General features: G+C 69.5%; 23 protein-coding genes and 1 pseudogene. 14 read left to right on the forward strand and 10 right to left on the reverse strand.

What is annotated here, in order from left to right; all coding sequences use genetic code 11:
* Positions 1-165 precede the first annotated feature (165 nt).
* Positions 166-756 (forward strand): N-acetylmuramoyl-L-alanine amidase, encoded by a 591-nt coding sequence (locus ACZ52C_RS05665; RefSeq protein ID WP_469073561.1) that lies wholly within the window; start codon positions 166-168, stop codon positions 754-756.
* Positions 757-810: 54 nt separating this feature from the next.
* On the forward strand, positions 811-1,761 hold the full coding sequence (locus ACZ52C_RS05670) for a 1-aminocyclopropane-1-carboxylate deaminase/D-cysteine desulfhydrase (RefSeq protein ID WP_469073562.1): 951 nt from the start codon (positions 811-813) through the stop codon (positions 1,759-1,761).
* On the opposite strand, the gene ACZ52C_RS05675 is transcribed toward ACZ52C_RS05670, so the two are convergent.
* Complete coding sequence (locus tag ACZ52C_RS05675; RefSeq protein WP_469073563.1) at positions 1,758-3,353, reverse strand: Na+/H+ antiporter; 1,596 nt, start codon at positions 3,351-3,353, stop codon at positions 1,758-1,760. The two genes, ACZ52C_RS05670 and ACZ52C_RS05675, sit on opposite strands and share 4 nt — an antisense overlap.
* 59 nt (positions 3,354-3,412) lie before the next feature.
* On the opposite strand from ACZ52C_RS05675, the gene ACZ52C_RS05680 reads away from it, so the two are divergent.
* The 3 genes from ACZ52C_RS05680 (at position 3,413) to ACZ52C_RS05690 (ending at position 5,539) form a co-directional block, all read left to right on the forward strand.
* Positions 3,413-3,673: a UBP-type zinc finger domain-containing protein gene (locus ACZ52C_RS05680; protein ID WP_469073564.1), complete on the forward strand. Its 261-nt coding sequence runs from the start codon at positions 3,413-3,415 to the stop codon at positions 3,671-3,673.
* A gap of 316 nt (positions 3,674-3,989) precedes the next feature.
* Complete coding sequence (locus ACZ52C_RS05685; RefSeq protein WP_033525425.1) at positions 3,990-4,403, forward strand: ATP-binding protein; 414 nt, start codon at positions 3,990-3,992, stop codon at positions 4,401-4,403.
* A complete protein-coding gene (locus ACZ52C_RS05690) occupies positions 4,400-5,539 on the forward strand; it encodes an RNA polymerase sigma factor SigF (protein WP_469073565.1) in 1,140 nt (379 codons plus the stop codon). Before ACZ52C_RS05685 ends, ACZ52C_RS05690 begins: the two co-directional genes overlap by 4 nt.
* A gap of 85 nt (positions 5,540-5,624) precedes the next feature.
* Here the strand turns inward: ACZ52C_RS05690 and ACZ52C_RS05695 are convergent, their stop codons facing one another.
* Complete coding sequence (locus tag ACZ52C_RS05695) at positions 5,625-6,077, reverse strand: hypothetical protein (RefSeq protein ID WP_469073566.1); 453 nt, start codon at positions 6,075-6,077, stop codon at positions 5,625-5,627.
* Between the two features lie 161 nt (positions 6,078-6,238).
* Here ACZ52C_RS05695 and ACZ52C_RS05700 point away from each other — a divergent pair, with 161 nt between their 5' ends.
* Together ACZ52C_RS05700 and ACZ52C_RS05705 are read left to right on the forward strand one after the other, a co-directional pair.
* Positions 6,239-7,210, forward strand: coding sequence for a diacylglycerol/lipid kinase family protein (locus ACZ52C_RS05700; RefSeq protein WP_469074150.1), 972 nt, complete (start codon positions 6,239-6,241; stop codon positions 7,208-7,210).
* Positions 7,211-7,529: 319 nt separating this feature from the next.
* Entirely contained in the window at positions 7,530-7,787 is a 258-nt protein-coding gene (locus ACZ52C_RS05705; protein ID WP_003992873.1) for a WhiB family transcriptional regulator, read from the forward strand.
* Between the two features lie 254 nt (positions 7,788-8,041).
* Here the strand turns inward: ACZ52C_RS05705 and ACZ52C_RS05710 are convergent, their stop codons facing one another.
* Complete coding sequence (locus ACZ52C_RS05710) at positions 8,042-9,520, reverse strand: sensor histidine kinase (protein ID WP_469073567.1); 1,479 nt, start codon at positions 9,518-9,520, stop codon at positions 8,042-8,044.
* A 602-nt stretch (positions 9,521-10,122) separates the two neighbouring features.
* Between ACZ52C_RS05710 and nagB the strand changes: the two genes are divergently transcribed.
* Positions 10,123-10,908 carry a glucosamine-6-phosphate deaminase gene (gene nagB / locus ACZ52C_RS05715; RefSeq protein WP_469073568.1) on the forward strand — a complete coding sequence of 262 codons (786 nt, stop codon included), beginning with the start codon at positions 10,123-10,125 and terminating at the stop codon, positions 10,906-10,908.
* Positions 10,909-11,143: 235 nt separating this feature from the next.
* Here the strand turns inward: nagB and ACZ52C_RS05720 are convergent, their stop codons facing one another.
* The 4 genes from ACZ52C_RS05720 to ACZ52C_RS05735 form a co-directional block, all read right to left on the reverse strand.
* On the reverse strand, positions 11,144-12,694 hold the full coding sequence (locus ACZ52C_RS05720) for a glycoside hydrolase family 3 protein (protein ID WP_469073569.1): 1,551 nt from the start codon (positions 12,692-12,694) through the stop codon (positions 11,144-11,146).
* A 9-nt stretch (positions 12,695-12,703) separates the two neighbouring features.
* Positions 12,704-13,546: a carbohydrate ABC transporter permease gene (locus ACZ52C_RS05725; RefSeq protein WP_469073570.1), complete on the reverse strand. Its 843-nt coding sequence runs from the start codon at positions 13,544-13,546 to the stop codon at positions 12,704-12,706.
* Positions 13,543-14,535: a carbohydrate ABC transporter permease gene (locus ACZ52C_RS05730; protein WP_469073571.1), complete on the reverse strand. Its 993-nt coding sequence runs from the start codon at positions 14,533-14,535 to the stop codon at positions 13,543-13,545. Before ACZ52C_RS05730 ends, ACZ52C_RS05725 begins: the two co-directional genes overlap by 4 nt.
* Positions 14,536-14,778: 243 nt before the next feature.
* A complete protein-coding gene (locus ACZ52C_RS05735; protein WP_469073572.1) occupies positions 14,779-16,059 on the reverse strand; it encodes an extracellular solute-binding protein in 1,281 nt (426 codons plus the stop codon).
* A gap of 368 nt (positions 16,060-16,427) precedes the next feature.
* Here ACZ52C_RS05735 and ACZ52C_RS05740 point away from each other — a divergent pair, with 368 nt between their 5' ends.
* From ACZ52C_RS05740 to ACZ52C_RS05755, 4 genes and pseudogenes are all read left to right on the forward strand, one after another.
* A complete protein-coding gene (locus ACZ52C_RS05740; protein WP_469073573.1) occupies positions 16,428-17,192 on the forward strand; it encodes a GntR family transcriptional regulator in 765 nt (254 codons plus the stop codon).
* Positions 17,193-17,339: 147 nt separating this feature from the next.
* Positions 17,340-17,618, forward strand: a complete 279-nt coding sequence (locus ACZ52C_RS05745) for a DUF3311 domain-containing protein (protein ID WP_469073574.1) — start codon at positions 17,340-17,342, stop codon at positions 17,616-17,618.
* On the forward strand, positions 17,615-19,243 hold the full coding sequence (gene mctP / locus ACZ52C_RS05750) for a monocarboxylate uptake permease MctP (RefSeq protein ID WP_469073575.1): 1,629 nt from the start codon (positions 17,615-17,617) through the stop codon (positions 19,241-19,243). Before ACZ52C_RS05745 ends, mctP begins: the two co-directional genes overlap by 4 nt.
* A 44-nt stretch (positions 19,244-19,287) precedes the next feature.
* Positions 19,288-20,112, forward strand: a pseudogene (locus ACZ52C_RS05755) (IS5 family transposase).
* Positions 20,113-20,614: 502 nt separating this feature from the next.
* Here the strand turns inward: ACZ52C_RS05755 and ACZ52C_RS05760 are convergent.
* The 3 genes from ACZ52C_RS05760 to ACZ52C_RS05770 form a co-directional block, all read right to left on the reverse strand.
* Entirely contained in the window at positions 20,615-21,496 is an 882-nt protein-coding gene (locus ACZ52C_RS05760; RefSeq protein WP_469073576.1) for a hypothetical protein, read from the reverse strand.
* 148 nt (positions 21,497-21,644) lie between these two features.
* Positions 21,645-22,388 (reverse strand): 2OG-Fe(II) oxygenase, encoded by a 744-nt coding sequence (locus tag ACZ52C_RS05765; protein WP_469073577.1) that lies wholly within the window; start codon positions 22,386-22,388, stop codon positions 21,645-21,647.
* A gap of 2 nt (positions 22,389-22,390) precedes the next feature.
* A complete protein-coding gene (locus ACZ52C_RS05770) occupies positions 22,391-22,588 on the reverse strand; it encodes a hypothetical protein (RefSeq protein WP_469073578.1) in 198 nt (65 codons plus the stop codon).
* Positions 22,589-22,908: 320 nt separating this feature from the next.
* Between ACZ52C_RS05770 and ACZ52C_RS05775 the strand changes: the two genes are divergently transcribed.
* Both ACZ52C_RS05775 and ACZ52C_RS05780 read left to right on the forward strand, forming a co-directional pair.
* Positions 22,909-23,058, forward strand: coding sequence for a hypothetical protein (locus ACZ52C_RS05775; RefSeq protein ID WP_469073579.1), 150 nt, complete (start codon positions 22,909-22,911; stop codon positions 23,056-23,058).
* Between the two features lie 381 nt (positions 23,059-23,439).
* Positions 23,440-24,429 (forward strand): nucleoside hydrolase, encoded by a 990-nt coding sequence (locus tag ACZ52C_RS05780; protein ID WP_469073580.1) that lies wholly within the window; start codon positions 23,440-23,442, stop codon positions 24,427-24,429.
* Positions 24,430-24,591 lie beyond the last annotated feature (162 nt).

Genomic DNA, 24,591 nt, shown 5'->3' on the forward strand with positions numbered 1-24,591 from the left:
CGGGATGTGTCGACCACGCGTGCGCCCGTCGGGGCCCTCGCCGAATCTGACCGGATCGGTTCGCACAGCCCGCGGATGACTGGCTCCTGTCAGGAGTCAGGGGTACAAGCGTGCCTACGAGGCGGCCACGACCAGCGGCCGTCGCACGGCACGAAGGAGTCGGCCATGGCCCCACCCATGTCCGCGAGCAGGTTTCTCACCGTCCTCAGGAACGAGGGCGTCCGGGTCGTCGAGGTCGGCGACTGGGAACATCACAACCGCAACCATGTGGGCCCGTGGGGGCCCGTCCACGGCGTGATGATCCACCACACCGTCACATCCGGCAGCGAACGCACCGTCCGTATCTGCCGTGACGGGTACTCGGGCCTGCCCGGCCCGTTGTGCCACGGTGTGATCACCAAGGACGGCCGGGTGCACCTCGTCGGCTACGGCCGGGCCAACCACGCCGGTCTGGGCGACGACGACGTCCTGCGGGCCGTGATCGCCGAGAAGGCGCTGCCCAAGGACAACGAGGCCAACACCGACGGCAACCGTCACTTCTACGGCTTCGAGTGCGAGAACCTCGGCGACGGCGAGGACCCCTGGCCGGCGGCACAGCTCGACGCCATCGAGCGGGTCTCCGCGGCTGTCTGCCGCCATCACGGCTGGAACCAGCGGTCCGTGATCGGCCACCTCGAATGGCAGCCCGGCAAGGTCGACCCGCGGGGCTTCACCATGGCCCACATGAGAGAGCGGGTGCGGGACCGCCTCACATGAGGCCCGCCCACGCCGCACCCGACGCCGACCGGTCATGTGTCCGACAATGGGCACGTGACCGGCCAGCCCTCCCCCTCGGACGACCCCACCGCCGCCCTGGACCCCAGGCTGCCGTCGCCTCTCCAGGAGGTCGCGGACGAGCGCTTCGCGCGCCACGGACTGCGGCTGCTGCTCAAGCGCGACGACCTGATCCACCCGCGGCTCGTCGGCAACAAGTGGCGCAAACTGGCCCCGAACCTGCGCGCGGCGGCGGGCCGCCCACTGCTCACCTTCGGCGGTGCCTACTCGAACCATCTGCGCGCCACGGCCGCCGCCGGCCACCTCCTGGGCCTGCCCACCGTGGGCGTGGTGCGCGGCCAGGAACTGGCCGACCGCCCCCTCAACCCGTCGCTGGCCCGCTGTGCGGCGGACGGCATGCGGCTGCACTTCGTCGACAGATCGACGTATCGCCACAAGTCCGACCCGGCCACCCTGGCGGCCGTGCTCAGGGCCGCCGACGCGGAGGACGCGTACGTGGTCCCCGAGGGCGGCAGCAACAGCCTCGCCGTGCGGGGCTGTCAGGACCTCGGCGCGGAGCTGCGCGGCCGGGCCGACGTGGTGGCCCTCGCCTGCGGCACCGGCGGCACCCTCGCCGGACTGGCCGCGGGACTCGCCCCCGACCAGCGCGCCCTCGGTATTCCGGTTCTCAAGGGCGGCTTCCTCGACGAGGAGATACGGCAGCTTCAGGAGAAGGCGTTCGGCGGTCCGCGCGGCAATTGGAGCCTCGACGACCGCTTCCACTTCGGCGGTTACGCCCGGACCTCGCCCGAACTGGACGCCTTCGCGGACGACTTCGAGACCTGCCATGTGCTCCCGATGGAGCATCTCTATGTCGCCAAGTTGCTCTACGGACTTGTCACCCTGGCGGGAGAGGGCGCCTTCCCGCGCGGGACGACACTCGCGGCGGTGATCACGGGCCGCCCGTTCCCGGAGCGCGCGCCCGAGGACCCGCCGGACACTCCCTAGGAGGCCTCGCGGTAGACCGCCGCCTCCTCCAGGTCCAGCCTTCGCAGCAGGGTGCGCAGCATCTCGTCGTCGATGTACCTGCCGTCCCGCAGCTTGACGAAGACCTCCCGTTCGGCGCCGATCATCTCGCGGGAGAGGCGGCTGTAGGTGTCGTCGACGCTCTCGCCGGTCACCGGGTTCACGGCGCCGAGACGCTCCCAGACGGCGTTGCGCCGCCGCTCGAGGACCGTGCGAAGGCGTTCGACGAGCGGGGGCGGGAGTTCGTTGCTCTCGTTCGCGAGGAGTTCGTCCAGCCGCGCCTCGGCCGCTCGGGACGCCTGGGCCTGGGCATTGGCCTCGGCGAGGGTCTCCGCCTGCTGGTCGCGGCCCGGCAGCTTCAGGAAGCGGATCAGCGGCGGCAGGGTCAGCCCCTGGATGACGAGCGTCCCGATGACCGTCGTGAAGGTCAGGAAGAGGATCAGGTTCCGCTCGGGGAAGTCCTCCCCGCCGTGCACGGTGAGCGGGATCGAGAAGGCGATGGCCAGTGAGACGACGCCGCGCATGCCGGCCCAGGCGACGACGAACGGTCCTTTCCAGGTGGGGTCGACCTCCCGTTCCCGGATGCGTCGCGACACCATGCGCGGCAGGAAGGTCGCCGGATAGACCCAGACGAAGCGGGTCGCCACCACCACGAGGAAGACGGCCACGGCGTACCAGGTGGCGCGGGCCCCCTCGTACTCGCCGAGCCCTTCGAGGACGAACGGGAGCTGGAGTCCGATGAGGGCGAACACGGCGGATTCGAGCAGGAAGGCGACCATCTTCCAGACGGCCTCCTCCTGGAGGCGGGTGGCGAAGTCGACCTGCCAGTTGCGGTGGCCGAGGTAGAGGCCGACGACGACCACGGCGAGCACCCCGGAGGCGTGCACCCACTCGGCCAGCCCGTAGGCGACGAACGGGATCAGCAGGGAGAGGGTGTTCTGCAGCAGCGCCTCCTTGAGGTGCGTGCGCAGCCAGTGGATGGGCACCATCAGCAGCAGTCCCACCGCGACGCCGCCGACCGCCGCCACCAGGAACTCCACGATCCCGCCGGTCCAGCTCGCGCCCTCGCCGATGGTGGCCGCGAGGGCCACCCGGTAGGCGGTGATCGCGGTCGCGTCGTTCACCAGGGACTCACCTTGCAGGATCGTGGTGATCCGCGACGGCAGCCCCACCCGCCGGGCGACCGCCGTGGCCGCGACCGCGTCCGGCGGCGCCACGACCGCGCCGAGCACCAGCGCGGCGGTCAGCGGCATCCCGGGCACGATCAGGTACGCGGCCCAGCCCACGGCGAGGGTCGCGAAGAGGACGTATCCGACCGACAGCAGGGCCACGGGCCGCAGTTGGGCCCGCAGGTCGAGGTAGGAGCTGTCGCTGGCGGCGGTGTACAGCAGCGGGGGAAGGATCAGCGGCAGGACGATCTCGGGGTCGAGTTCGTAGTGGGGCACTCCGGGCAGGTACGACACCACGAGCCCCGCCGCGACCAGCAGCAGCGGGGCGGGCACCGGCGTACGCCGGGCGGCCCCGGCTACCGTCGCACTCCCTGCGACCAGCAACAGCAAGGGCAAAAAGTGCATCGCTTCCGCCGCCTTCGTTTCCGCGCGAGGTTCCGCGCGCCCGTCGTAACCTGGCAATCATGAAACAGTGCACGCACACGGACGCGCTGCCGCACCCCGAGCCCGAACCGCTGAGCGACACCTGCCCGGAGTGCCTGGCCGCCGGGAGCCACCCGGTGCAGTTGCGGATGTGCCTGGAGTGCGGGCACGTGGGGTGCTGCGACTCCTCCCCGATGCGCCACGCCACCAGGCACCACAAGGAGAGCGGCCATCCCATCATGCGCACGTTCGAGCCCGGCGAGACCTGGCGCTGGTGCTTCGTGGACCATGTACTGGTTTGACGAACACGACCGAGACGTCGTACGACGGAACCATGTCACCCCGTGACACGTCGACGTACTCGTGTGACACGGTTCGGCGGTCCGGCGCCTGGGTACGTCAATCCGGCGCGCGCTCTTCCTATTTGAGGCCCGCAGACCTCTAGCCACCGAGCGTATTCATAGGCTTACTATGAGTGACAGCATGGGGTGGGGTCCTCGGGACCCCGAGGACACGGCGCTCGGTAGCGCGATAGCGTCACCGCTGAACCACGTAGCGCGTTACCCCGGGGGGCGACCCTCGGCCCCCGAAAAAGCTTGTACCACCTTGGAGGTGAGGGTGTCCCAGATCGCAGGCGAGCCCGGGACCCAGGACTTCGTGGAAGTCCGGCTGCCGGCCGCGGGTGCCTACCTGTCGGTGCTGCGTACGGCGACGGCCGGCCTCGCGGCCCGTTTGGACTTCACCCTCGACGAAATCGAGGACCTGCGCATCGCGGTCGACGAGGCCTGCGCGATCCTGCTTCAGCAGGCCGTGCCCGGCTCGGTGCTCAGCTGTGTCTTCCGTCTGGTCGACGATTCGCTGGAGGTCACGGTCTCGGCCCCCACCACGGACGGCCACGCCCCCTCGCGCGACACCTTCGCCTGGACCGTGCTGTCGGCCCTGGCGGGCAAGGTCTCCTCCGCGGTGGCCGACGACAAAACCGTTTCGATCAGCCTCTACAAACAGCGCGGCGCGGGACCCGGGCCGGCGTGAGGAACGGGGACGGGCCGGTGCGGGACGAAGAACGCGGCACACGGGAACTTCCCGCGGAGGACGACGGCGGTCCGAGTGGGCCGGCGCATCTGGCGGACGGCGTCGACGGCATCCCCGAGCAGGCCCGGCCGCACCCGGAGGACGAGTCCTCGGCGGCGGCCGGAGCGTCTCGGTGGGCGGAGCCGTCCGACGACGAGGCACCCTCCGACGGGCAACGGGATCCGGAGGGTGCCCTACGGAGCACCACGTCCTCACGAGGACGGACTGGGGCCTCCCCCGCTCGAGCACAGTCGAGGGCTGGGGGAACGGTGACGGCGGGCGGGACTATGAGCGAGCACGAGCGACACGACGAGGCGGGCGCGCAGAGCGTGCGCAGCGCACAGCACGACCGCACCGGGGCGCGCGCCCTGTTCGTGGAGCTGCGCGCCCTGCCGGACGGCAGTGCGGAGTACGCGGAGCTGCGCAACCGGCTCGTCCGGATGCATCTGCCGCTCGTGGAGCACCTCGCGCGCCGGTTCCGCAACCGCGGCGAGCCGCTGGACGACCTGACCCAGGTCGCCACCATCGGCCTGATCAAGTCGGTGGACCGTTTCGATCCGGACCGTGGGGTGGAGTTCTCCACGTACGCGACCCCGACGGTCGTCGGCGAGATCAAGCGGCACTTCCGCGACAAGGGCTGGGCGGTGCGGGTGCCGCGCCGGCTTCAGGAGCTGCGGCTCGCGCTCACCACGGCCACGGCCGAGCTGTCCCAGCAGCACGGACGCTCCCCGACGGTGCACGAGCTGGCCGAGAAGCTGGCCATCTCCGAGGAGGAGGTCCTGGAGGGCCTGGAGTCGGCCAACGCGTACTCCACGCTCTCGCTGGACGTCCCCGACACCGACGACGAGTCCCCGGCCGTCGCGGACACGCTCGGCGCGGAGGACGAGGCGCTGGAGGGCGTCGAGTACCGGGAGTCGCTGAAGCCGCTGCTGGAGGATCTCCCGCCGCGCGAGAAGCGGATCCTGCTGCTCCGGTTCTTCGGCAACATGACCCAGTCGCAGATCGCCCAGGAGGTCGGCATCTCCCAGATGCACGTCTCCCGACTGCTGGCGAGGACCCTGGCCCAACTGCGGGAGAAGCTGCTGGTCGAGGAGTAGCGGGGAGCGGCCGGGAGCGAACCCGCCGGCGCCCGGACTCCTCGGTTCCCGGGGGTGGCCGGGCACCTCCGTGACCGTCCGGCCGTTACCCCTTCGGTTCCTGGGTGTGACCGGGGCCCTGGATGTCGAGGGCCCGGGTCGTGGCGGGGTTGATCAGCAGGACCAGGGCGGAGACCGCGATCACCGCCAGGGCGATGCCCGCCGGGATCGCCACGCTGTCGGCGCGCAGCAGGTTGTAGGCCACCGGCAGCGCCATGATCTGGGTGATGACGGCGGGGCCCCGGCTCCAGCTCCGCCGCAGCAGCAGGCCGCGCGCGGCGATCAGCGGCAGCAGGGCCAGCGCGATGAGGGTGATGCCGCCGGTGACGCCGGTGCTCAGGTCGTCCGAGTCACCGGTGAGGCCGACGACGAGCATGGCCCCGCCGCCCACCAGCAGAGCCACCCCCTCCAGCGCGGCCAGCGCGGCCGCGGCGGTCAGCCGCCCGGGGCGGTGCTCGGCGTCGGAGGTGTCCGGCATGGGGGTCTGCTCAGGGCTCACCCCTGAAGGGTAGCCCTCGCCCTTTCGCCCCCTCCGCCCCCGGTGCCGGGCACGCACCCCGCGTCCGCGCGCCCCCACGTGCTCATCGTCACTACCTGATCTCCCCCTTGATCCGCACCTCGGTATGGGCCGGGTACCACCCAGTAGGTACCCTGCAACTCATGCGTGCACTTCTCGTGGTCAACCCGGCGGCAACCACCACAAGCGCACGTACGCGCGATGTGCTGATCCACGCTCTGGCGAGCGAGATGAAGCTGGAGGCGGTGACCACCGAGTACCGGGGGCACGCCCGCGACCTCGCCCGCCAGGCCGCGGAGGGCAAGGGCGACATCGAACTGGTCGTCGCGCTCGGCGGCGACGGCACGGTCAACGAGGTTGTGAACGGCCTGCTGCACCACGGCCCGGACCCCGACCGCCTCCCCCGTCTCGCCGTGGTCCCCGGCGGCTCCACCAATGTCTTCGCCCGCGCCCTCGGCCTGCCCAACGACGCCGTGGAGGCGACCGGCGTCCTGCTCGACGCACTGCGCGAGAGCCGGGAGCGCACGGTCGGCCTGGGCATGGCCTCGGGCACCCCGGGCACGGAGGACGAGGCGGTGCCGTCCCGCTGGTTCACGTTCTGCGCCGGCCTGGGATTCGACGCGGGTGTGATCGGCCGGGTCGAGCAACAGCGGGAACGCGGACGGAAATCCACACACGCCCTTTACCTGCGTCAGGCTTTCCGGCAGTTTCTGGAAGAGCCCCACCGCAGGCTCGGCACGATCACTTTGGAGCGGGCCGGCGAGAACCCGATTTCCGATCTTGTGCTGTCCATAGTCTGCAACACGTCCCCGTGGACGTTTCTCGGCAATCGCCCGGTGTACGCGTCGCCTAAGGCCTCGTTCGATAAAGGTCTCGACGTGCTCGGTCTCAGCCGCATGTCGACGCCCGCGCTCGCCCGATATGGCACACAGTTGCTCACTTCGTCCCCCGAGCGCGGACCCCAGGGTAAGCACGCCACCACCCTGCATGACCTGACCGACTTCACCTTGCATTCGAAGGCCCCCCTCCCCCTCCAGATGGACGGCGACCACCTCGGGCTGCGTACGAGCGTGACGTTCACAGGCGTACGCCGTGCACTGCGTGTGATTGTGTGAGCGGAACGGGCAAAAGTCCTTCCACTCGAACGTTTAGGCCAGGATCCACCCCATGGAAGTACGGCTGTGACACAGTCGACACCGAGGAATCAAAAAAAACTTTCCGGAAGGGGTTGTATCCGCCGCTGAGGTTTGCGAGTCTCTACGTGGCGCTCGGGACAGCCCGCAACACCGGCTCAAGCAAGCGCCAGAACCCCTCCTCAATCCACAGGACCACACCAGTCCGTCTGGTGATCGGCCCTTCACTTGTTGAGGGATTCGTGAAAGCGTTCACATTCACAAGCTAACGTGCATGTAATACCAAGGAGAGGTAGCAGCCATGGACTGGCGTCACAACGCCGTTTGCCGCGAGGAAGACCCCGAGCTCTTCTTCCCCATCGGCAACACCGGTCCTGCGCTGCTGCAGATCGAGGAAGCCAAGGCTGTCTGCCGTCGCTGCCCGGTTATCGAGCAGTGTCTGCAGTGGGCGCTTGAGTCCGGCCAGGACTCCGGCGTCTGGGGTGGTCTCAGCGAGGACGAGCGCCGCGCCATGAAGCGCCGCGCCGCCCGCAACCGGGCCCGTCAGGCATCCGCCTGATATCCCACCCAGCAATAGCCTGAGCTTGGCGGCGCGCACAGCGAGTGCGCTTCTCCCGCCCCCGAGCCGCAGCGCGCAGTGCCCCCGGTGCGCTTAATCAGCCACGAGCCCGAGCCCCGGACCACACGATGGTCCGGGGCTCGGCGCTGTCTCCGGCACGAAGGCCCTCGTGACGTTGCCGGCGCGAAGAGGCTGGGTGTCGATTCCCGTACGCCGGCCGTGGTGTCCCGGCCGGCGCGATCGCCGTACTCCCGCTACTTCTGGGCCCGCACCGGGATGTCCAGGATCACCTGGGTGCCCCGCTCCGGCGCCGGGACCATGTCGAAGGTGCCGCCCAACTCCCCCTCCACCAGCGTCCGTACGATCTGCAGGCCGAGGTTGCCCGAGCGGTGCGGGTCGAAGCCCTCGGGGAGGCCGACGCCGTCGTCCTGCACGGTGACGAGCAGCCGGGTGTCCTTGGTGGTGGTGCCGCCGCGCACGGCCGAGACCTCGACCGTGCCGGTGTCGCCCTCGCGGAAACCGTGTTCGAGGGCGTTCTGCAGGATCTCGGTGAGGACCATGGAGAGGGGGGTGGCGACCTCCGCGTCCAGGATGCCGAACCGTCCGGTGCGCCGGCCGGCGACCTTGCCCGGTGAGATCTCGGCGACCATCGCCAGCACGCGGTCGGCGATCTCGTCGAACTCCACCCGCTCGTCCAGATTCTGGGACAGCGTCTCATGCACGATCGCGATCGACCCGACCCGCCGTACGGCCTCTTCGAGGGCCTCCCGGCCGCGTTCGGACTCGATGCGCCGGGCCTGGAGTCGCAGCAGCGCGGCCACGGTCTGGAGGTTGTTCTTCACCCGGTGGTGGATCTCCCGGATGGTCGCGTCCTTGGTGATCAACTCGCGCTCGCGGCGCCGCAGTTCGGTCACGTCCCGCAGCAGCACCAGCGAACCGATGCGCGGCCCCTTGGGCTTGAGCGGGATCGCGCGGAACTGGATCACCCCGTCGCCGGACTCGATCTCGAACTCGCGCGGCGCCCACCCGCTCGCCAGCTTCGCGAGCGCCTCGTCCACCGGCCCCCGAGAAGGGGCGAGTTCGGCGGTCGTACGGCCGAGGTGGCAGCCCACCAGGTCGGCGGCGAGGCCGAGGCGGTGGTAGGCGGAGAGGGCGTTCGGGGAGGCGTACTGGACGATGCCGTCGGCGTCGAGCCTGATCAGCCCGTCGCCGACGCGCGGTGAGGCGTCCATGTCGACCTGCTGGTCGGGGAAGGGGAACGCACCCGCGGCGATCATCTGGGCCAGGTCGGAGGCGCTCTGGAGATACGTCAGCTCCAGGCGGCTCGGGGTCCGCACGGTCAGCAGATTGGTGTTGCGCGCGATGACGCCGAGCACGCGCCCCTCCCTGCGCACGGGGATGGACTCGACCCGTACGGGCACCTCCTCGCGCCACTCCGGATCGCCCTCGCGGACGATCCGGCCCTCGTCGTGCGCGGCGTCGAGCAGGGGCCGGCGGCCGCGCGGGACCAGGTGGCCGACCATGTCGTCCTGGTAGGAGGTGGGGCCGGTGTTGGGGCGCATCTGGGCCACGGAGACATAGCGGGTGCCGTCGCGCGTGGGGACCCAGAGGACCAGGTCGGCGAAGGAGAGGTCGGACAACAGCTGCCACTCCGACACCAGCAGATGCAGCCACTCCAGGTCGGAGTCGCTGAGGGCGGTGTGCTGGCGGACGAGTTCGTTCATGGAGGGCACGTGTGCGAGCGTACCTGGCGGTACGGACTTGACCCGAAACGGTGGAGGTGTGGCCGATACGGGCCCGGAGACACCCGCGGGCCGCGGCGCCTGAGAGGGACCCTCAGCCCTCCCGGCACCGCAGCCCGGAGCAACAACGGCCGTGGGGTGTGCGGTCCCGGTCGGCCGAAGGATGAGGATCCGGAGCAGTCAGGGCAGAGAGCGCCGGGTCCTCGGTCCGCCTTCCTGTGCGGGGAAGACGGAGGCTTGTCGTGGTGCGCGATCACCGGCGGCTGGCCGCTGATCGATCACATGCACTACCACGCATTGTTGACTAGACCACTGCCTGTGTCCATGCGTTGGCGGATGTTTGTTGTTGCTTCCTCGTCCGACATCCACGGACGGCCCACTGGCAGCGTAGCCCGCTTCGCCCGGGCGCGGGCCGGGAACACCGTCACCGCCCCGGTGACCGGCCTCACGCACGGCCGCCGCCTCCCGCACAGACCTCTGTGGAGAAGGAGCGACCCCTGCTAGATTGGTCTACACCACATGAAAGGTGCTTGACCCCGCAGGTTCCGGTCGAGTCCTCTTGCGTCCTTACTTTCCAGATCGGCAGGCCCAGCGTGGAAGTTGTCATCGTTCCGGATGCCAAGGCGGGTGGCGAGCTCATAGCCGAGGCGATGGCGGAGTTGCTCCGACGCAAGCCCGAGGCGCTGCTCGGAGTGGCCACGGGGTCGACCCCGCTGCCCATCTACCAGGCGCTGGCCCAGAAGGCGCGCTCCGGTGCCGTGGACGTCTCCCGGGCCCGGGTCGCCCAGCTCGACGAGTACGTGGGGCTGCCGGCCGAGCATCCCGAGTCGTACCGCTCGGTCCTGCGGCGGGAAGTGCTGGACCCCCTGGGGCTCGGGATGGACGCCTTCATGGGGCCCGACGGCACCGCCGAGGACGTGGCGGGGGCGTGCGAGGCGTACGACAGGGCGCTGGCCGAGGCGGGGGGTGTGGATCTGCAACTGCTCGGGATCGGGACCGACGGGCACATCGGCTTCAACGAACCGTGCTCGTCCCTCGCCTCCCGGACGCGGATCAAGACGCTCACCGAGCAGACCCGGATCGACAACGCGCGCTTCTTCGACGGCGACATCGACCAGGTGCCGCACCATGTGATCACCCAGGGCATCGGCACGATCCTGGAGGCCCGGCACCTGGTGCTGCTCGCCACGGGCGAGGGCAAGGCGGACGCCGTCGCGGCGACCGTGGAGGGGCCGGTGGCGGCGGTGTGCCCGGCGTCGGCGTTGCAGCTCCACCGCCACGCGACCGTCGTGGTGGACGAGGGCGCCGCATCGAAGCTGAAGCTGGCGCACTACTTCCGGCACACGTACGCCAACAAGCCCGACTGGCAGGGGATCTAGTCGGCCAGGAGCGCGCCATCGGCGCCACGGCCCGGTGAGCTGGGCTGTGGCGCCGATGTATGTGTGGGGGTGGGGGCGGGCCGTCGCGGGTGGTGGCCGGGGGGACCCGCCGCCGTACCGGAGGCTCCGGAGGCTCCGGAGGCTCTGCCGAGGCCGCGCCGCTTCGGCGCCGCCGGTGTCGGGCGTGCGTCCGTACCGGCACGACTCGAGTCGTGCGCCGCTCGCGCCCCCGTCGCTAGCGCGCCCCCGCGATGATCTCCGCGGCCGCTCTGCCGCAGACCCTGGCCGCGCCGTGCGTGGCGATGTGGAGGGCGGCTCGGGGTGGGGACTGGGGGACGCCCATCTCCACGACGACCGTGTCCGGGCGGGTGGCGAGGAGGACGTCCAGGGCGGCCGTCATCCAGGGGTGGCGGTGTTCGTCGCGGACGACGGCGACGATCCGACGGGTGCCCGCGACCGCGAGAGCGGAGGCGCCGGCGCTGTCGCCGGCGAAGGTGCCCGTCTCGGTGCCGGGGAGGAGGCGGGCCAGTTCCGCGCCGACGCCCCAGGGGGTCTCGTCGCCCACGGCGATGTTCGCCACCGGGGTGAAGGCCGCGACGTACACGGGCTGGGTGGGCGGGTCGTAGGGCTCCGCGTAGGTCGTCGTCAGGGCGCGGCGGGCCGCCACGAGGCCGATGCCCCCGGCGATCTCGGTCTCCCCGAGGGGCTCGGGCGGCGTCCCGTCGGAGCCGTCCGCTCCCCCAGCGGCCGATCGTGTCCACCGTGCCAGTGCCCGGACCCGGTTCGCCGCGTCGGCGAGGCGTTCCTCGGGGAGTTCGCCGGTGCGGACGGCGGTGACGAGGGCGTCGCGGAGACGGCGGACGGTCTCGTCGTCGGCGAGGCCGCCGCCGACGCAGATCGCGTCGGCCCCGGCCGCGAGCGCGAGGACGCTGCCGTGTTCGATGCCGTAGGTGCCGGCGATGGCCTGCATCTCCATGCCGTCGGTGACGATGAGGCCGTCGTAGCCCAGTTCGTCGCGGAGGAGGCCGGTGAGGATGGGGCCGGACAACGTTGCCGGTAGCTCAGGGTCGAGGGCCGGGACCAGGATGTGGGCGCTCATCATGGCGCGCGACCCGGCGGCGATGGCGGCCCGGAAGGGGGCCAGGTCCCGGGTGTCCACGAGCGAGCGGTCCGCGTCGATGCGGGGCAGGGAGAGATGGGAGTCGACGGCGGTGTCGCCGTGCCCCGGGAAGTGCTTGGTGCAGGCGGCGACGCCCGCTGCCTGGAGACCGGTGACGTAGGCGGCCGTGTGGCGGGCGACCAGGCCGGGGTCGGCGCCGAAGGAGCGGACCCCGATGACGGGGTTGGACGGGTTGGCGTTCACGTCGGCCGACGGGGCCCAGTTGAAGTTGACGCCGCACTCCGCCAGACGGCGGCCCAGGGCGTGAGCGACCTGCCGGGTGAGGTCCACGTCGTCGACGGCGCCCAGGGCGTGGTTGCCCGGGAAGGAGGAGCCGGTGCGGACCTCCAGGCGGGTGACGTCGCCGCCCTCCTCGTCGATCGCGACCAGGACGTCCTCGTGCTCGGCGCGCAACTGTGCGGTGAGGGCGGCGAGTTGTCCGGGCGAGACGATGTTGCGGCCGAAGAGACCGACGGAGGCGAGTCCCTCGCCGAGGCGGCGCAGCAGCCAGTCTGGGGCGGTGGTGCCGGTGAAACCGGGCTGGAGGACCGTCAGCGCGTCCCGTGTGAGCCCGTCCTGTCCGGACGGGGAACCGGGCGAGCCGGTGGCGAACGTCGTCGGTGACATCAGGGTCGGTTATCCCTTCACGGCGCCCGCGGTGAGGCCCGCGGCCATCTTGCGCTGGACGAGGAGGAAGAGGACGACGATCGGCACGGCCATCATGGTGGAGCCGGCCATCATCGGGGCGTATTCGGTGCCGTGCTTGGTGGTGAAGTTGCCGAGCCAGACGGTCGCGGTCTGGTTCTGCTGGCTCATCAGCATCAGGGCGTACAGATACTCGTTCCAGGCCTGGATGAAGCCGTAGACCGAGGTCGCCACCATGCCGGGGGCCAGCAGGGGGAACACCACGCGGATGAAGGCGGTGGTGCGGGAACAGCCGTCGACCATGGCCGCCTCCTCCAGCTCGCGCGGGATGTTGACGATGAAGCCGCGCAGGGTCCACACCGTGAACGGGAGGATGAAGGTCAGGTAGGTGATGATCAGGCCGGTCAGACGGTCGTACTGGCCGAGGTCGTTCAGCAGCAGGAAGACCGGGATGATCATGGCGACCAGCGGGACCATCTGCACCGCCAGGATGCCGACGATGACGACCTTGCGGCCGCGGAAGGCGAAGCGGGAGATGGCCAGGGCGGCCAGCATGCCGACGGCGATGCCGATCACGACGACCGTGAGGGAGACGACGAGGCTGCGGCCGACCGGGCCCCAGAAGTCGGCGATGTCCAGCGCCCGGCCGAAGTTGGCGAAGGTGATCGACGTCGGCAGCAGGCTCGGGTCCGGGTCGATCGCGTCCTTCGCCGGTTTGAACGCCGTGTTGAGCATCCAGTAGACGGGGAAGCCGGCCGTGACGAAGACGAACAGACCGAGGAGGTTCCAGCCGAGCTTGGACCTCCGGGGACCGGAGACGGGGGCAGTCCTCATTCGACCTCTCCGATCTTCAGCATCTGGCGCATGTAGACGCCGATCACGCCGAGCAGCAGCAGCACGGTGAGCAGGGCGATCGCGGAGCCCTGCGCGTAGTCGTTGACCACGAACGCCTTGTCGTACGAGTAGGTCGTGAGCAACTGGAACTCGGCCTCCGGGTGGCCGTTGCGCATCACGAAGACCTGGGGGAAGACGCCCATGTCCCAGATGACGGAGAGGGTCGTGAGCATCACGATGATGGGCTTGAGGATGGGGAGGGTGACATAGCGGAAGACGCCCCAGGAACCGGCGCCGTCGAGGCGGGCGGCCTCCTCCAACTCCTTGGGGACCTGGGTGAGTCCGGCGCTGAGGGTGATGACGACGAACGGCACCGCGCCCCAGACGACCAGCAGCGTGATGACGGCCAGGCCCTCGGGTCCGCTGGCGAACCAGTTGTGGCCGATCATGTCGACGCCGGGGAGCTTGCTGAGGAGCGCGTTGAAGATGCCGTAGTCGGAGTCGAACAGCCACTTGAAGACGGTGGTGGCCACGATGATCGGCATGCCCCAGCTCGCCACGAGCGCGATGTTGATGAGCGTCTTCACCCAGCCGGAGACCCGCTGGAGCAGCAGGGCGATCGCCATGCCGATGACCATCGTGAAGACGACGCAGGCGGCGGCGAAGACGATGGTGCGGACGACGACCGCCCAGAACTCGCCGTCGCCGAGCACCTGGGCGAAGTTGCCGAAGCCGACGGACTCCGCCGGCTTGAACCCCCAGAGCTGGGACTGGCCGAACTCCTGGAAGGACAGGGTGGCCAGCCGGACGAGCGGGTAGCCGAGGACGAGGGCGAGGATCAGCAGACAGGGGGCCAGCAGGGCCCAGGGCACAGCGGCTCCGCTGGACGTCCGCTTCTTGGCGGGCCGTTCAGGGGCCGCCGACGGTGGCGGTGGCCCCGGCCGCGCGGGCGGCACCTTCGCGGGGGCAGTCGTGTCTGCGGCACTCATCGCGCACTCCTAAGCAGATGAAGGAGGGGTCGGCAGCAAGCGCCCCGAAGGGGCGCGGGGAACCGCGCGACCAGCCACGACGTACCGGCACCGAACCCGACACCCCATCGCGGCACTTTCGTCAATCGCCCACCGGCCGGCCCTGTGGCACTCACCGGCCGGACCCGGGGCCCCACCGGCCGAGCCGATGCGGCACCCCCGTCGGGCCCGGCCACCACGGCCGGGCCCGGTCGGCGGGTCACCTCACTCGTTGTTGATGACCTTGTCGATCGCCGCGTCCGCTTTCTTCGCGGCGTCCTCGACCGACTGCTTGCCGGTGCCGATGGACTGCAGCATCGTCTGCAGGATCTGCGCCTTCTCGACCTGGCCCCAGCCCGGTGCCATCGGCACGAACCAGTTGGACTCCGCCGCGGTGGCCGGGACCGCCGTCGCCGGGTCGTCCTTCAGCGTGGCGAGGTCGGTCTTGTTGTTGGGCAGGTTGCCCTTCTCCATCAACCCCTTCTGCCCGGCGGGCCCGGTGAAAGCGTTGATCCACTCGGCGGCGACGGTCTGCGCGTCGGACTTCACCGGGACGGCCAGGTCGCTGCCGCCGAGGAAGACGGGCAGGTTCTTGCCGGACGGGCCGGGCATCACGAAGTTCTCGACGTTGCCCTCGAGCTTGCCGGTCTTGTCGTTCTCCTTGGCCGCGGCGGTCGCGCCCTCCCATGCGGGGGCGAAGATCATGCCGGACTTGCCCTGGCCGTAGACGATGTACCGGTCGGACTCGTCCTTGGTCTTGTCGCCGTGCATGTACCTGTCGACGACCTTCTTGAACTCCTTCAGGCCCTTGACGGACTCCGGCGAGGAGAGGTCGGCCTTCCACTTGCCGCCGGACTCGACGGCTATGGAGCCGCCGGCGTCGTAGACGAAGGACATGGCCGCGTACCAGTCGCGGGTGGGCTGGTACCAGGCGCTGAACTTGTCGCCCTGCTTCTTCTGCACCTTGTCGAGGGCGGCGGTCAGCTCGTCGTACGTCTTCGGCGGGGACTTGACGCCCGCGGCGGCGAAGACATCCTTGCGCCAGTTGGCGACGCGGCCACCGGCGTAGTACGGGACGCCGTAGGTCTTGCCCTCGTAGGTGACGGAGGCCTTGAGGCCGTCCAGCCAGGCGTCAGCGTTGTCGAACTTCGCCTGGTCGAGGGGGGCGAAGGCGCCCTTGACCATGTAGGCGAGCATCTCCGTGTTGCCCATCTCGACCACGTCGGGGGCCTTGTCGGTGGCGAGGACGGCGTCGAGCTTGGCGTTCTTGTCGGGCCAGCCGTAGTACTCGTGCGTGATCGTGATGCCGGGGTGCTTCTTCTCGATCGCCGCGTCGGCGGCCTTGACCAGCTCCGGCCAGTTGTTCTGCGCGTCGACCGTGAGCCAGACCGTCAGCTCCTTGGTGTCCGCCCCCGTGTCCGCGCTCTTGTCCTCGCCGCCCCCGCACGCCGCGATGGAGACCATCATGCCCGCGACACAGATCGCGGTCGTCAGCTTCCTCTTCACGCCACCCTCCTCAGGGATGCCATTGCTCAGGGATGCCACAAACCCCCCTGCTCCCCGCGGTGACAGACGTACCGCCCATGGGGCCAGGACCTGGACCAATGGTGTAGACCAGTACGCCGGAGCTTGGCTCAGACCATTCGCTGTGTCAAGGGTGCTCGAACCCCCTCCCACCAGCCGTTATGCGACCTACATATGCAGGAACCTTTATGTAATAAGCCAGCGAAAACCGCGCGGTTGAGCCACACTCTTCGGGTAGACCACTGCACCCTCCCGAGGTGGACCGGCGGAGACTCCTCCGTGGACTAGACCAGCGGGGCGCGCAGAGGTATACAGAGGGATCACGCCACGAGGAGCCGGGAAGGCGGAGCATGAGCACCGACGTCAGCAGTGCGGAGAACGAGAACGGGGCGACCGTCCGTACCGCACGCGTGCCCAAGTACTACCGCCTGAAGAAGCACCTGCTCGACATGACCGAGACGCTTCCGCCCGGCACCCCGGTACCGCCCGAGCGCACCCTGGCCGCCGAGTTCGACACCTCCCGGACGACCGTGCGCCAGGCGCTGCAGGAGCTGGTGGTCGAGGGGCGGCTGGAGCGCATCCAGGGCAAGGGCACGTTCGTGGCCAAGCCGAAGGTCTCCCAGGCGCTGCAACTCACCTCGTACACCGAGGACATGCGCGCCCAGGGACTGGAACCCACGTCCCAGCTGCTGGACATCGGCTACATCACGGCCGACGACAGGCTCGCGGGCCAGCTCGACATCACCGCGGGCGGCCGGGTACTGCGCATCGAGCGCCTCCGCATGGCGAACGGTGAGCCGATGGCGATCGAGACGACCCATCTGAGCGCCAAGCGCTTCCCCGCCCTGCGCAGGTCGCTGGTGAAGTACACGTCGCTCTACACCGCGCTCGCCGAGGTGTACGACGTCCGGCTCGCCGAGGCCGAGGAGACCATCGAGACCTCGCTGGCAACCCCCCGCGAGGCGGGGCTGCTGGGCACGGACGTGGGCCTGCCGATGCTGATGCTCTCCCGGCACTCGCTGGACAAGGAAGGCCGGCCGGTGGAGTGGGTGCGGTCGGTGTACCGGGGCGACCGGTACAAGTTCGTGGCCCGTCTCAAGCGGCCACAGGACTGAGCCACCTGGAGCCCTCCTGCGTCGAACACCCGCCACTCCACACAACCTCCGCATCCGATACCCGGACTGGGGGTTCCGTACGACGGAACACGTCCCTTAGATTTCCTGCGCGCTCAGCAGGTGACCAGCGAGGGGACGGAGTCGGACATGTCAGAAGCACCTGAAGTGAGACCACCGGGGGCACCGGTGGTGACACCTGTCAGGGTGGTCATCGCCGTGTGTCTGATCGCCCCGTTCGTGGCGATGCTCTGGGTCGGCTCGTACGCCAAGACGGACCCGGCGTTCGTCGGCATCCCGTTCTTCTACTGGTACCAGATGGCCTGGGTGCTCATCTCCACCGCGCTCACCGCCACCGCCTACGTGCTGTGGCAGCGCGACCAGCGCGCCCGCAGGTCCAAGACACAGGGCGGGGGTGTCGCGAAGTGAAGGACGGCGTGAACGGCGTGGCACTCGCCGTCTTCATCTTCTTCTTCCTGGCCGTCACGGTCATGGGCTTCCTGGCCGCGCGCTGGCGCAAGGCCGACAACGAGCACAGCCTCGACGAATGGGGCCTCGGCGGCCGCTCGTTCGGCACCTGGGTCACCTGGTTCCTGCTGGGCGGCGACCTCTACACCGCGTACACCTTCGTCGCCGTGCCGGCGGCGATCTACGCGGCGGGCGCGGCCGGTTTCTTCGCGGTGCCCTACACGATCCTGATCTACCCGCTGATCTTCACGTTCCTGCCCCGGCTGTGGTCGGTCTCCCACAAGCACGGCTATGTGACGACCTCGGACTTCGTACGCGGCCGCTTCGGCTCGAAGGGCCTGTCGCTGGCGGTCGCGCTGACCGGCATCCTCGCCACGATGCCCTACATCGCCCTGCAACTCGTCGGCATCCAGGCCGTTCTGGACGTGATGGGCGTCGGCGGCGGTGCGGACACCAACTGGTTCATCAAGGACCTGCCGCTGCTGATCGCGTTCGGTGTCCTGGCGGCCTACACCTACTCCTCCGGCCTGCGGGCCCCGGCGCTGATCGCGTTCGTGAAGGACACCCTGATCTACATCGTCATCGCGGTGGCGGTCATCTACATCCCGATCAAGCTCGGCGGCTTCGACGACATCTTCGCCAAGGCGGGCGAGGCCTACAGCCAGACCAATCCGGCGACGGACAAGCCGCGCGGCGCGCTCGTCCCGGGCGACGCCAACCAGTGGACGTACGCGACGCTGGCCCTCGGCTCGGCACTGGCGCTCTTCATGTACCCGCACTCGATCACGGCGACGCTGTCGTCCAGGAGCCGTGAGGTCATCCGCCGCAACACCACGATCCTGCCGCTGTACTCCCTGATGCTGGGCCTGCTGGCCCTGCTGGGCTTCATGGCGATCGCGGCCGGCATCCAGGTGCAGAACGGGCAGCTGGCGATCCCGCAGCTGTTCGAGACGATGTTCCCCGACTGGTTCGCGGGCGTGGCCTTCGCCGCCATCGGCATCGGCGCCCTGGTGCCCGCGGCGATCATGTCCATCGCGGCGGCGAACCTCTTCACCCGCAACATCTACAAGGACTTCATCAAGCCGGACGCCACGCCCGCGCAGGAGACCAAGGTCTCCAAGCTGGTGTCCCTGCTGGTGAAGGTGGGCGCGCTGGCCTTCGTCCTCACCATGGACAAGACCGTCGCCATCAACTTCCAGCTCCTGGGCGGCATCTGGATCCTCCAGACCTTCCCGGCCCTCGTTGGCGGCCTCTTCACCCGCTGGTTCCACCGCTGGGCCCTCATCGCCGGCTGGGCGGTCGGCATGCTGTACGGGACGATCGCCGCGTACGGCGTGGCCTCGCCGACCCAGAAGCACTTCGGCGGCTCGTCCGCCGAGATCCCCGGTATCGGCGAGATCGGCTACATCGGTCTCACGGCCTTCGTCCTGAACCTCCTGGTCACGGTGATCCTCACCTTCGTCCTGCGGGCCGCCAAGGCGCCCGACGGCATCGACGAGACCAGCCCCCAGGACTACACGGCGGACGCCGGCGACCCGGGCGTCCAGGTGGAACTGCCTCCGGCGACGGCAGGAACCAGCCACTAGGGTCTGTCGTCAAATGATCTTCGGTCGGGGATCATGGTCGGGTGATACGTCGCCATGAACTGTCGGATGCCGAGTGGGAGTTCGTCCGGCCGTTGCTGCCCGAGTCGCTGCGGGGCAGGAAGCGGTTGGACGACCGCGCTCAACGGGATCGTGTGGAAGTTCCGTACCGGGACCGCTTGGCGGGACGTGCCCGAGCGGTACGGCTCCTGGGCCACGCTGCACACCCGCTTCCGCCGGTGGGCCAAGGACGGCACCTTCGAGCGCATGCTCCGGGCCGCCCAGGCCAAGGCCGACGCGGCCGGGGACATCGAGTGGCTCGTGTCGGTCGACTCCACGATCGTCCGAGCCCACCAGCACGCGGCCGGAGCGCGAAAAGGGGGCTCCGCACCCCGGGACTCGGCCGGTCCAGAGGCGGCCTGACCAGCAAGATCCACCTGGCCTGCGACGCTGTGGGGCGACCGCTCGCCTTCACCGTCACCGGCGGGAACACCAACGACTGCACGCAGTTCACCGCCGTGATGAAGGCGATCCGGGTGCCCCGGCTGGGGCCGGGACGGCCCCGGGTCCGCCCCGACCACGTCATCGGCGACAAGGGCTACAGCTCCAAAGCCATACGCGGCTGGCTGCGACGGCGGAACATCCGGCACACCATCCCGGAACGGTCCGACCAGATCCGCAACCGGCTCCGGCGCGGCAGCCGTGGCGGCCGTCCGCCGGCCTTCGACAAGCAGGTCTACAAGCGGCGCAACGTCGTCGAGCGGTGCTTCAACCGCCTCAAGCAGTGGCGCGGCATCGCCACCCGCTACGACAAGACCGCCGAGTCCTACCAAGCAGCCGTCACCCTCGCAGCCCTGCTGATGTGGGCGTGACATTTGACGACAACTCCTAGCCGTGCGGTGCCTCCGTGGGGCTGATCGCGCAGTTCCCCGCACCCCTGAAAAAGCGGGGCGGCGCCCCTGCTTTTTCGCCCCGAAAGGGCCGCAGGCCCTTAGAGGTCATCTCATGTGGCGAGTCTGCGGTAGCAGATGAGAGTGCGGGCCGGGCTGGTGAAGGTGAGGAAGCGTTCGGCCTTGCGTTCGTCGCGGCGGTGGAGTCGGCGGTAGCCGGCGAGCCAGGCCATGGTCGTTCTATGGTCCAGCGGTGGCGTCCGAGCCGCTGCGAGGACTCGATTCCCCTGCGGGCGATGCGGTGGCAGATGCCGCGCTGGCGCAACCTCGCGGGCGCACCTTCTGGTGCTGCCGTACATCCTCGCCCGGGCCGCGACCGGCAGTCAGGCCGGAGGCGCCCGGGCCGCGGCCGGTACTCGGTACCTCGGTGCCGGGTGACTGCCGACGGCCCGCCACGGTGGTCGTGGACGGAGCGCGGGCCCGGTCAGAACACGTCGGTGGTCCACAGGAGGTGCATATCCCATGCGATGTCCAGGGATTCCTTCGCTCCCTGACACCACGCACGTTGCGCGGTGTCGTCCGGCACGGTGTGAAGGGCCGCGAGCACATCGGCCGGCATCCATGCCCCACCCCAGCGGCGCCAGGTCCCAGGCGTCCCGGCGGGTTCCGGGGTTCGCGGTATGGCGTAGCCCTCGCTCCGGAGAATCTTCAGAGCGGTATCCCGTTGATTCCTCATCAGATGCTGCGGGGAGAAGATCCCGTAGGCATCCCGACTGATTCTTCTCCCGTTCAGGTAGGCCTCCCATGCCGCCTCCGCCGTGGGCTGATCGCGCCAATCGACCACGGGGATCTCCACGGAGGGCCGCGCCGTCCACGGGCCGCCGGTACTCGCGCGCACCTCCTGCGGTGCGGATCCCACCACGACGAATGCGAGCTCGTGGCACGGGACATGGAGCTCGATGCTCTGTCCCGTCCCGCTGTCCCAGCTGGTCGTCATTCCCGCCGCGATCCGGACGATGTACTCGCCATCGTCAAGCCCCTCATGCGCGTCGAACACAGCGCCCTCGCACATCTCGCCCGGCACGCCGTCCCGGTAGAAGAACCTCCGGATCGGAGGGCCCCCCGTCGCAGAAACGATCTCGAAGTCGTAGTTGCCCGGGCTGCCCAGGTCGCGGCCGAGTGCGTAGGACGAAACCCGATGGGCAATACCGTCTTTCACCACGTACGTCTTCCGGGCCAGACCGCAGGTGATGAACTTGCGACCCTCGGACGTAGGAACTCTCACCTCCAAGCGCGTCTGCATCAGGTGCAGGCCGTCCTGAGACACCGTCTCCACCCAGTCGGTGTGGATCCTCCCGTTGGTCATGCTGCTCTCCCTGCCGTTCGGTGCGAGTGGATTCGATGTCCGGCCGCGGGCACGGCCCGATGCCGCCCGGCTCGGAGGTGGGCGATCACGGCGTGCCGGACGTCGGTCTCCGGGGTGAGGGACAACGCGACGGTGGCCTTACCGCTGCTCAAGGCACATCTACGGGCTCGTAGAGCACGTCGGTTCTGAGTATTGTTTTCGTACCCTCAAGAAGCGGGGCCGAGTCGTGAAGCGTCCGATGCCAGAAGAGGAGCGCATCGCCCGGTTCGGGGCGGTGGGCACTCACTATTTCCTCAGGCTTCGCGAGCCGCGGCCAGTCAGAGAAGTCACGTTGCGCAAAGGGAAGATCGTTCTGCTTATCGGCGATGAACCGCGTTTCTCCGCCCACGGCCTCATACGACAGGTAGACGACGACCGTCAGGAGAGTGCGCCTTCCGTCTGGAGCGAAATAGGGCGAATCGTAGTGCGGGACAATGAATCCGCCGTGTTCGTACGTGATGAAGCGCATACGCGGATTGACGGCCGCCGGCCTCCAGGGCCTTCCGTCCGAATCCGTCGGATCGTCCGATCCCACTTCAAGCGATAGAAGCGTCCGCAGCCTGCGGTAGAATTCTGCCGCCAGGGATGTGGATTCGGCCGTGGCGCGGAGATGAGCGACCGGATCTCCCTCTGCATAGTTGGCGGCAATGCCGTCTCGGCCCACCGGGGCAAAGCGCTGGGCGGCCAGTTCGGTCGCGAACACCTCCACTTCGGCCGGAGTGAGGAAATGGCGAATCACCTTGGCGTTGGCCTTTGGGATCTCCAATTCGATCGGGGTCCATGAGTCATCGGCAGATATTCGGCTCAGCGCTTCTTCGGAGAGCTCAAAGGGATTTACCGGCATTTCGAACATGATCACTTCTCCGTGCTGAGGCCGTCGCCGATCCCAACGTGGCCGTGGGCCCCACAGCCCGGAACGGCCGCGGGCAGCGCATTGAGGTGGACGGCGGGGCCGCGGGCCACGTACTTGCGCGCTTCGAGTCCGCGGAGGGACTCGAAGCCCCTGGAGTCGATGCCTGCAGGGAGCGGGGACCACTGAGCGGTTATCGTCACGATGACGATATTAGGTCGAGGTGAGCCCACAAAGCAAGCAGGACGTACCCAACGCGGCGGAGAGGGCCGGGAGACGGGGCGGGGACCGGCTCAGGGGACTACCGAGGCGAGGTGGTCCCACGCGGCGCTGGGCTGCTCCGTACCGCAGCGGCTGACGCCATCGAGGCGTCGACCTTGCCGGGCACCGACCAGGTGCGAGTTCCCTCCGCGGGCGCCCTTCGCGCGCCAGGGTCGTAATGCCCGCAGGGCCACGGGAGTTGAAAGAGGCGCCATGCTGGACGAGTTGGTATCGGCGGCAGCGGCGGCGGGCGGATCTGGCAGTGGTCCAGGCAGCGGGGACTGACCTGTGGAACGGTTTTCGGGGCCGGGTCGCCGAGTGGTTCGGGCGTGGGGACGCGGTGCGGGAGAGCCGTGAGCTGGAGCGGCTGGGCCGCAGCGCGTCCGAACTGTCGACGGCCGGCCAGGACTAGGTGGAGCGGCTCCGGGTGCGGCACGAGGCCGTCTGGCAGAGCCGGATCGAGACACCGCTGGAGGACCTGGACGGGGTCGAGCGCGACCAGGCGGTGGCGGAGCTCAGCAAACTCATGGCCCACCGCCCTGAGGCCGCGACGGCGCCTCCGGCACCACCCGCTGGAACAGCACCCACAACTCGTCTGGCACCAGCCGCTCAACGATCCCCACCACGACCAACAGCCCACCCGCGAACACCAAATGAGATGACTTCTTAAGGGGCGCGGGGAACTGCGCGAGAAGCCCCACCGGACGGACGCCTGGGGTCGAAGGGGCGCAGCCCCTGGGGATGGGACGGGTAGGGGCGGCGGGGGCGGAAAACGTCCGGCTACGCTGAAGCGGTGACCGTTCGCCCCCCGATCGTCCTGGACAGCGACCCCGGTATCGACGACGCCGTAGCCCTCCAGTACCTGCTGGGAACCGGCCTGTGGGACCTCAAGGCGTACACCTCCACCGGCGGCAACCTCCCCGCCGAGGCGACGTACGCCAACGCCCGCGCCCTGGCGAGAGCCCTCCGCATCGACCCCCACATCCCGGTCCACAGAGGCGCCGGCCGCCCCCTCTCCCGCCTCCCCTACCGCGAGGCATCCGCCTTCCACGGCCCCGCGGGCCTCGGCGACGAGACCCTCCCCGACTCGACGGCCCCCCACCCGACGGAGTCGTCCGCCCAGGCCCTGCTCCGCCTGTCGAGGCAGCACGAGGGCGAGCTGACGGTCTGCGCCACCGGCCCCCTCACCAACGTGGCCATCGCCCTCCTGGAGGACCCGCACTTCGCCCACCGGGTCCGCAAGTTCGTGTTCATGGGCGGCGCGGCCCAGGTGCCGGGCAACTTCACCCCGGTCGCCGAGTTCAACATCTGGGCCGACCCGGACGCCGCCGAGATCGTGCTCTCCTCCGGCATCCCGTTCACCATGGTCGACCTGGACGCCTCGCACCGCTGGCTGTTCCGCCCGGCGGACCTCGCCGCGCTGGAGGCCGCGGGCCCCGGCACGGCCCTCGCCGCCCGGCTGATGCGCACCTACATGGACGCCTACGCCCGCCACGGCGGCGACGGCACCTGCCCACTGCACGACCCGCTGGCGGTGGGTGTCTGCGGCGACGAGGCGTTCGTCGAGGCCGCCGACGGGGCCGTCGTCGTGGAGTGCACGAGCGAACTCACCCGCGGCCAGACCGTGTTCGTGCCGACCGCCGCCCGACGCGTCTACTACTCCGAGTCCCCCGGCCTGACCGCCCGCCTGCGCGCCACCGGCCGGGTCGCGCTGGGCCCGGGCACGCGGGACTTCACCCAGGACTTCGTGGCGACGCTGCCCAGGTGGCCGGCGACAGCCTGACGAGATCCGATTGTCCGACCGGCGGCACCCCCCTGTGGACAACCGCCGCCGCGCCGAGCCGCCGCTCGTGCACACTGCGACGCATGGACATCACGATCAGGAGAGCCGCTCATGAGCTGACGCTCTGACACCATGCGAAGCCGTAGGCGACACAACATGTGG

Source organism: Streptomyces sp. NPDC034049 (assembly GCF_055575575.1).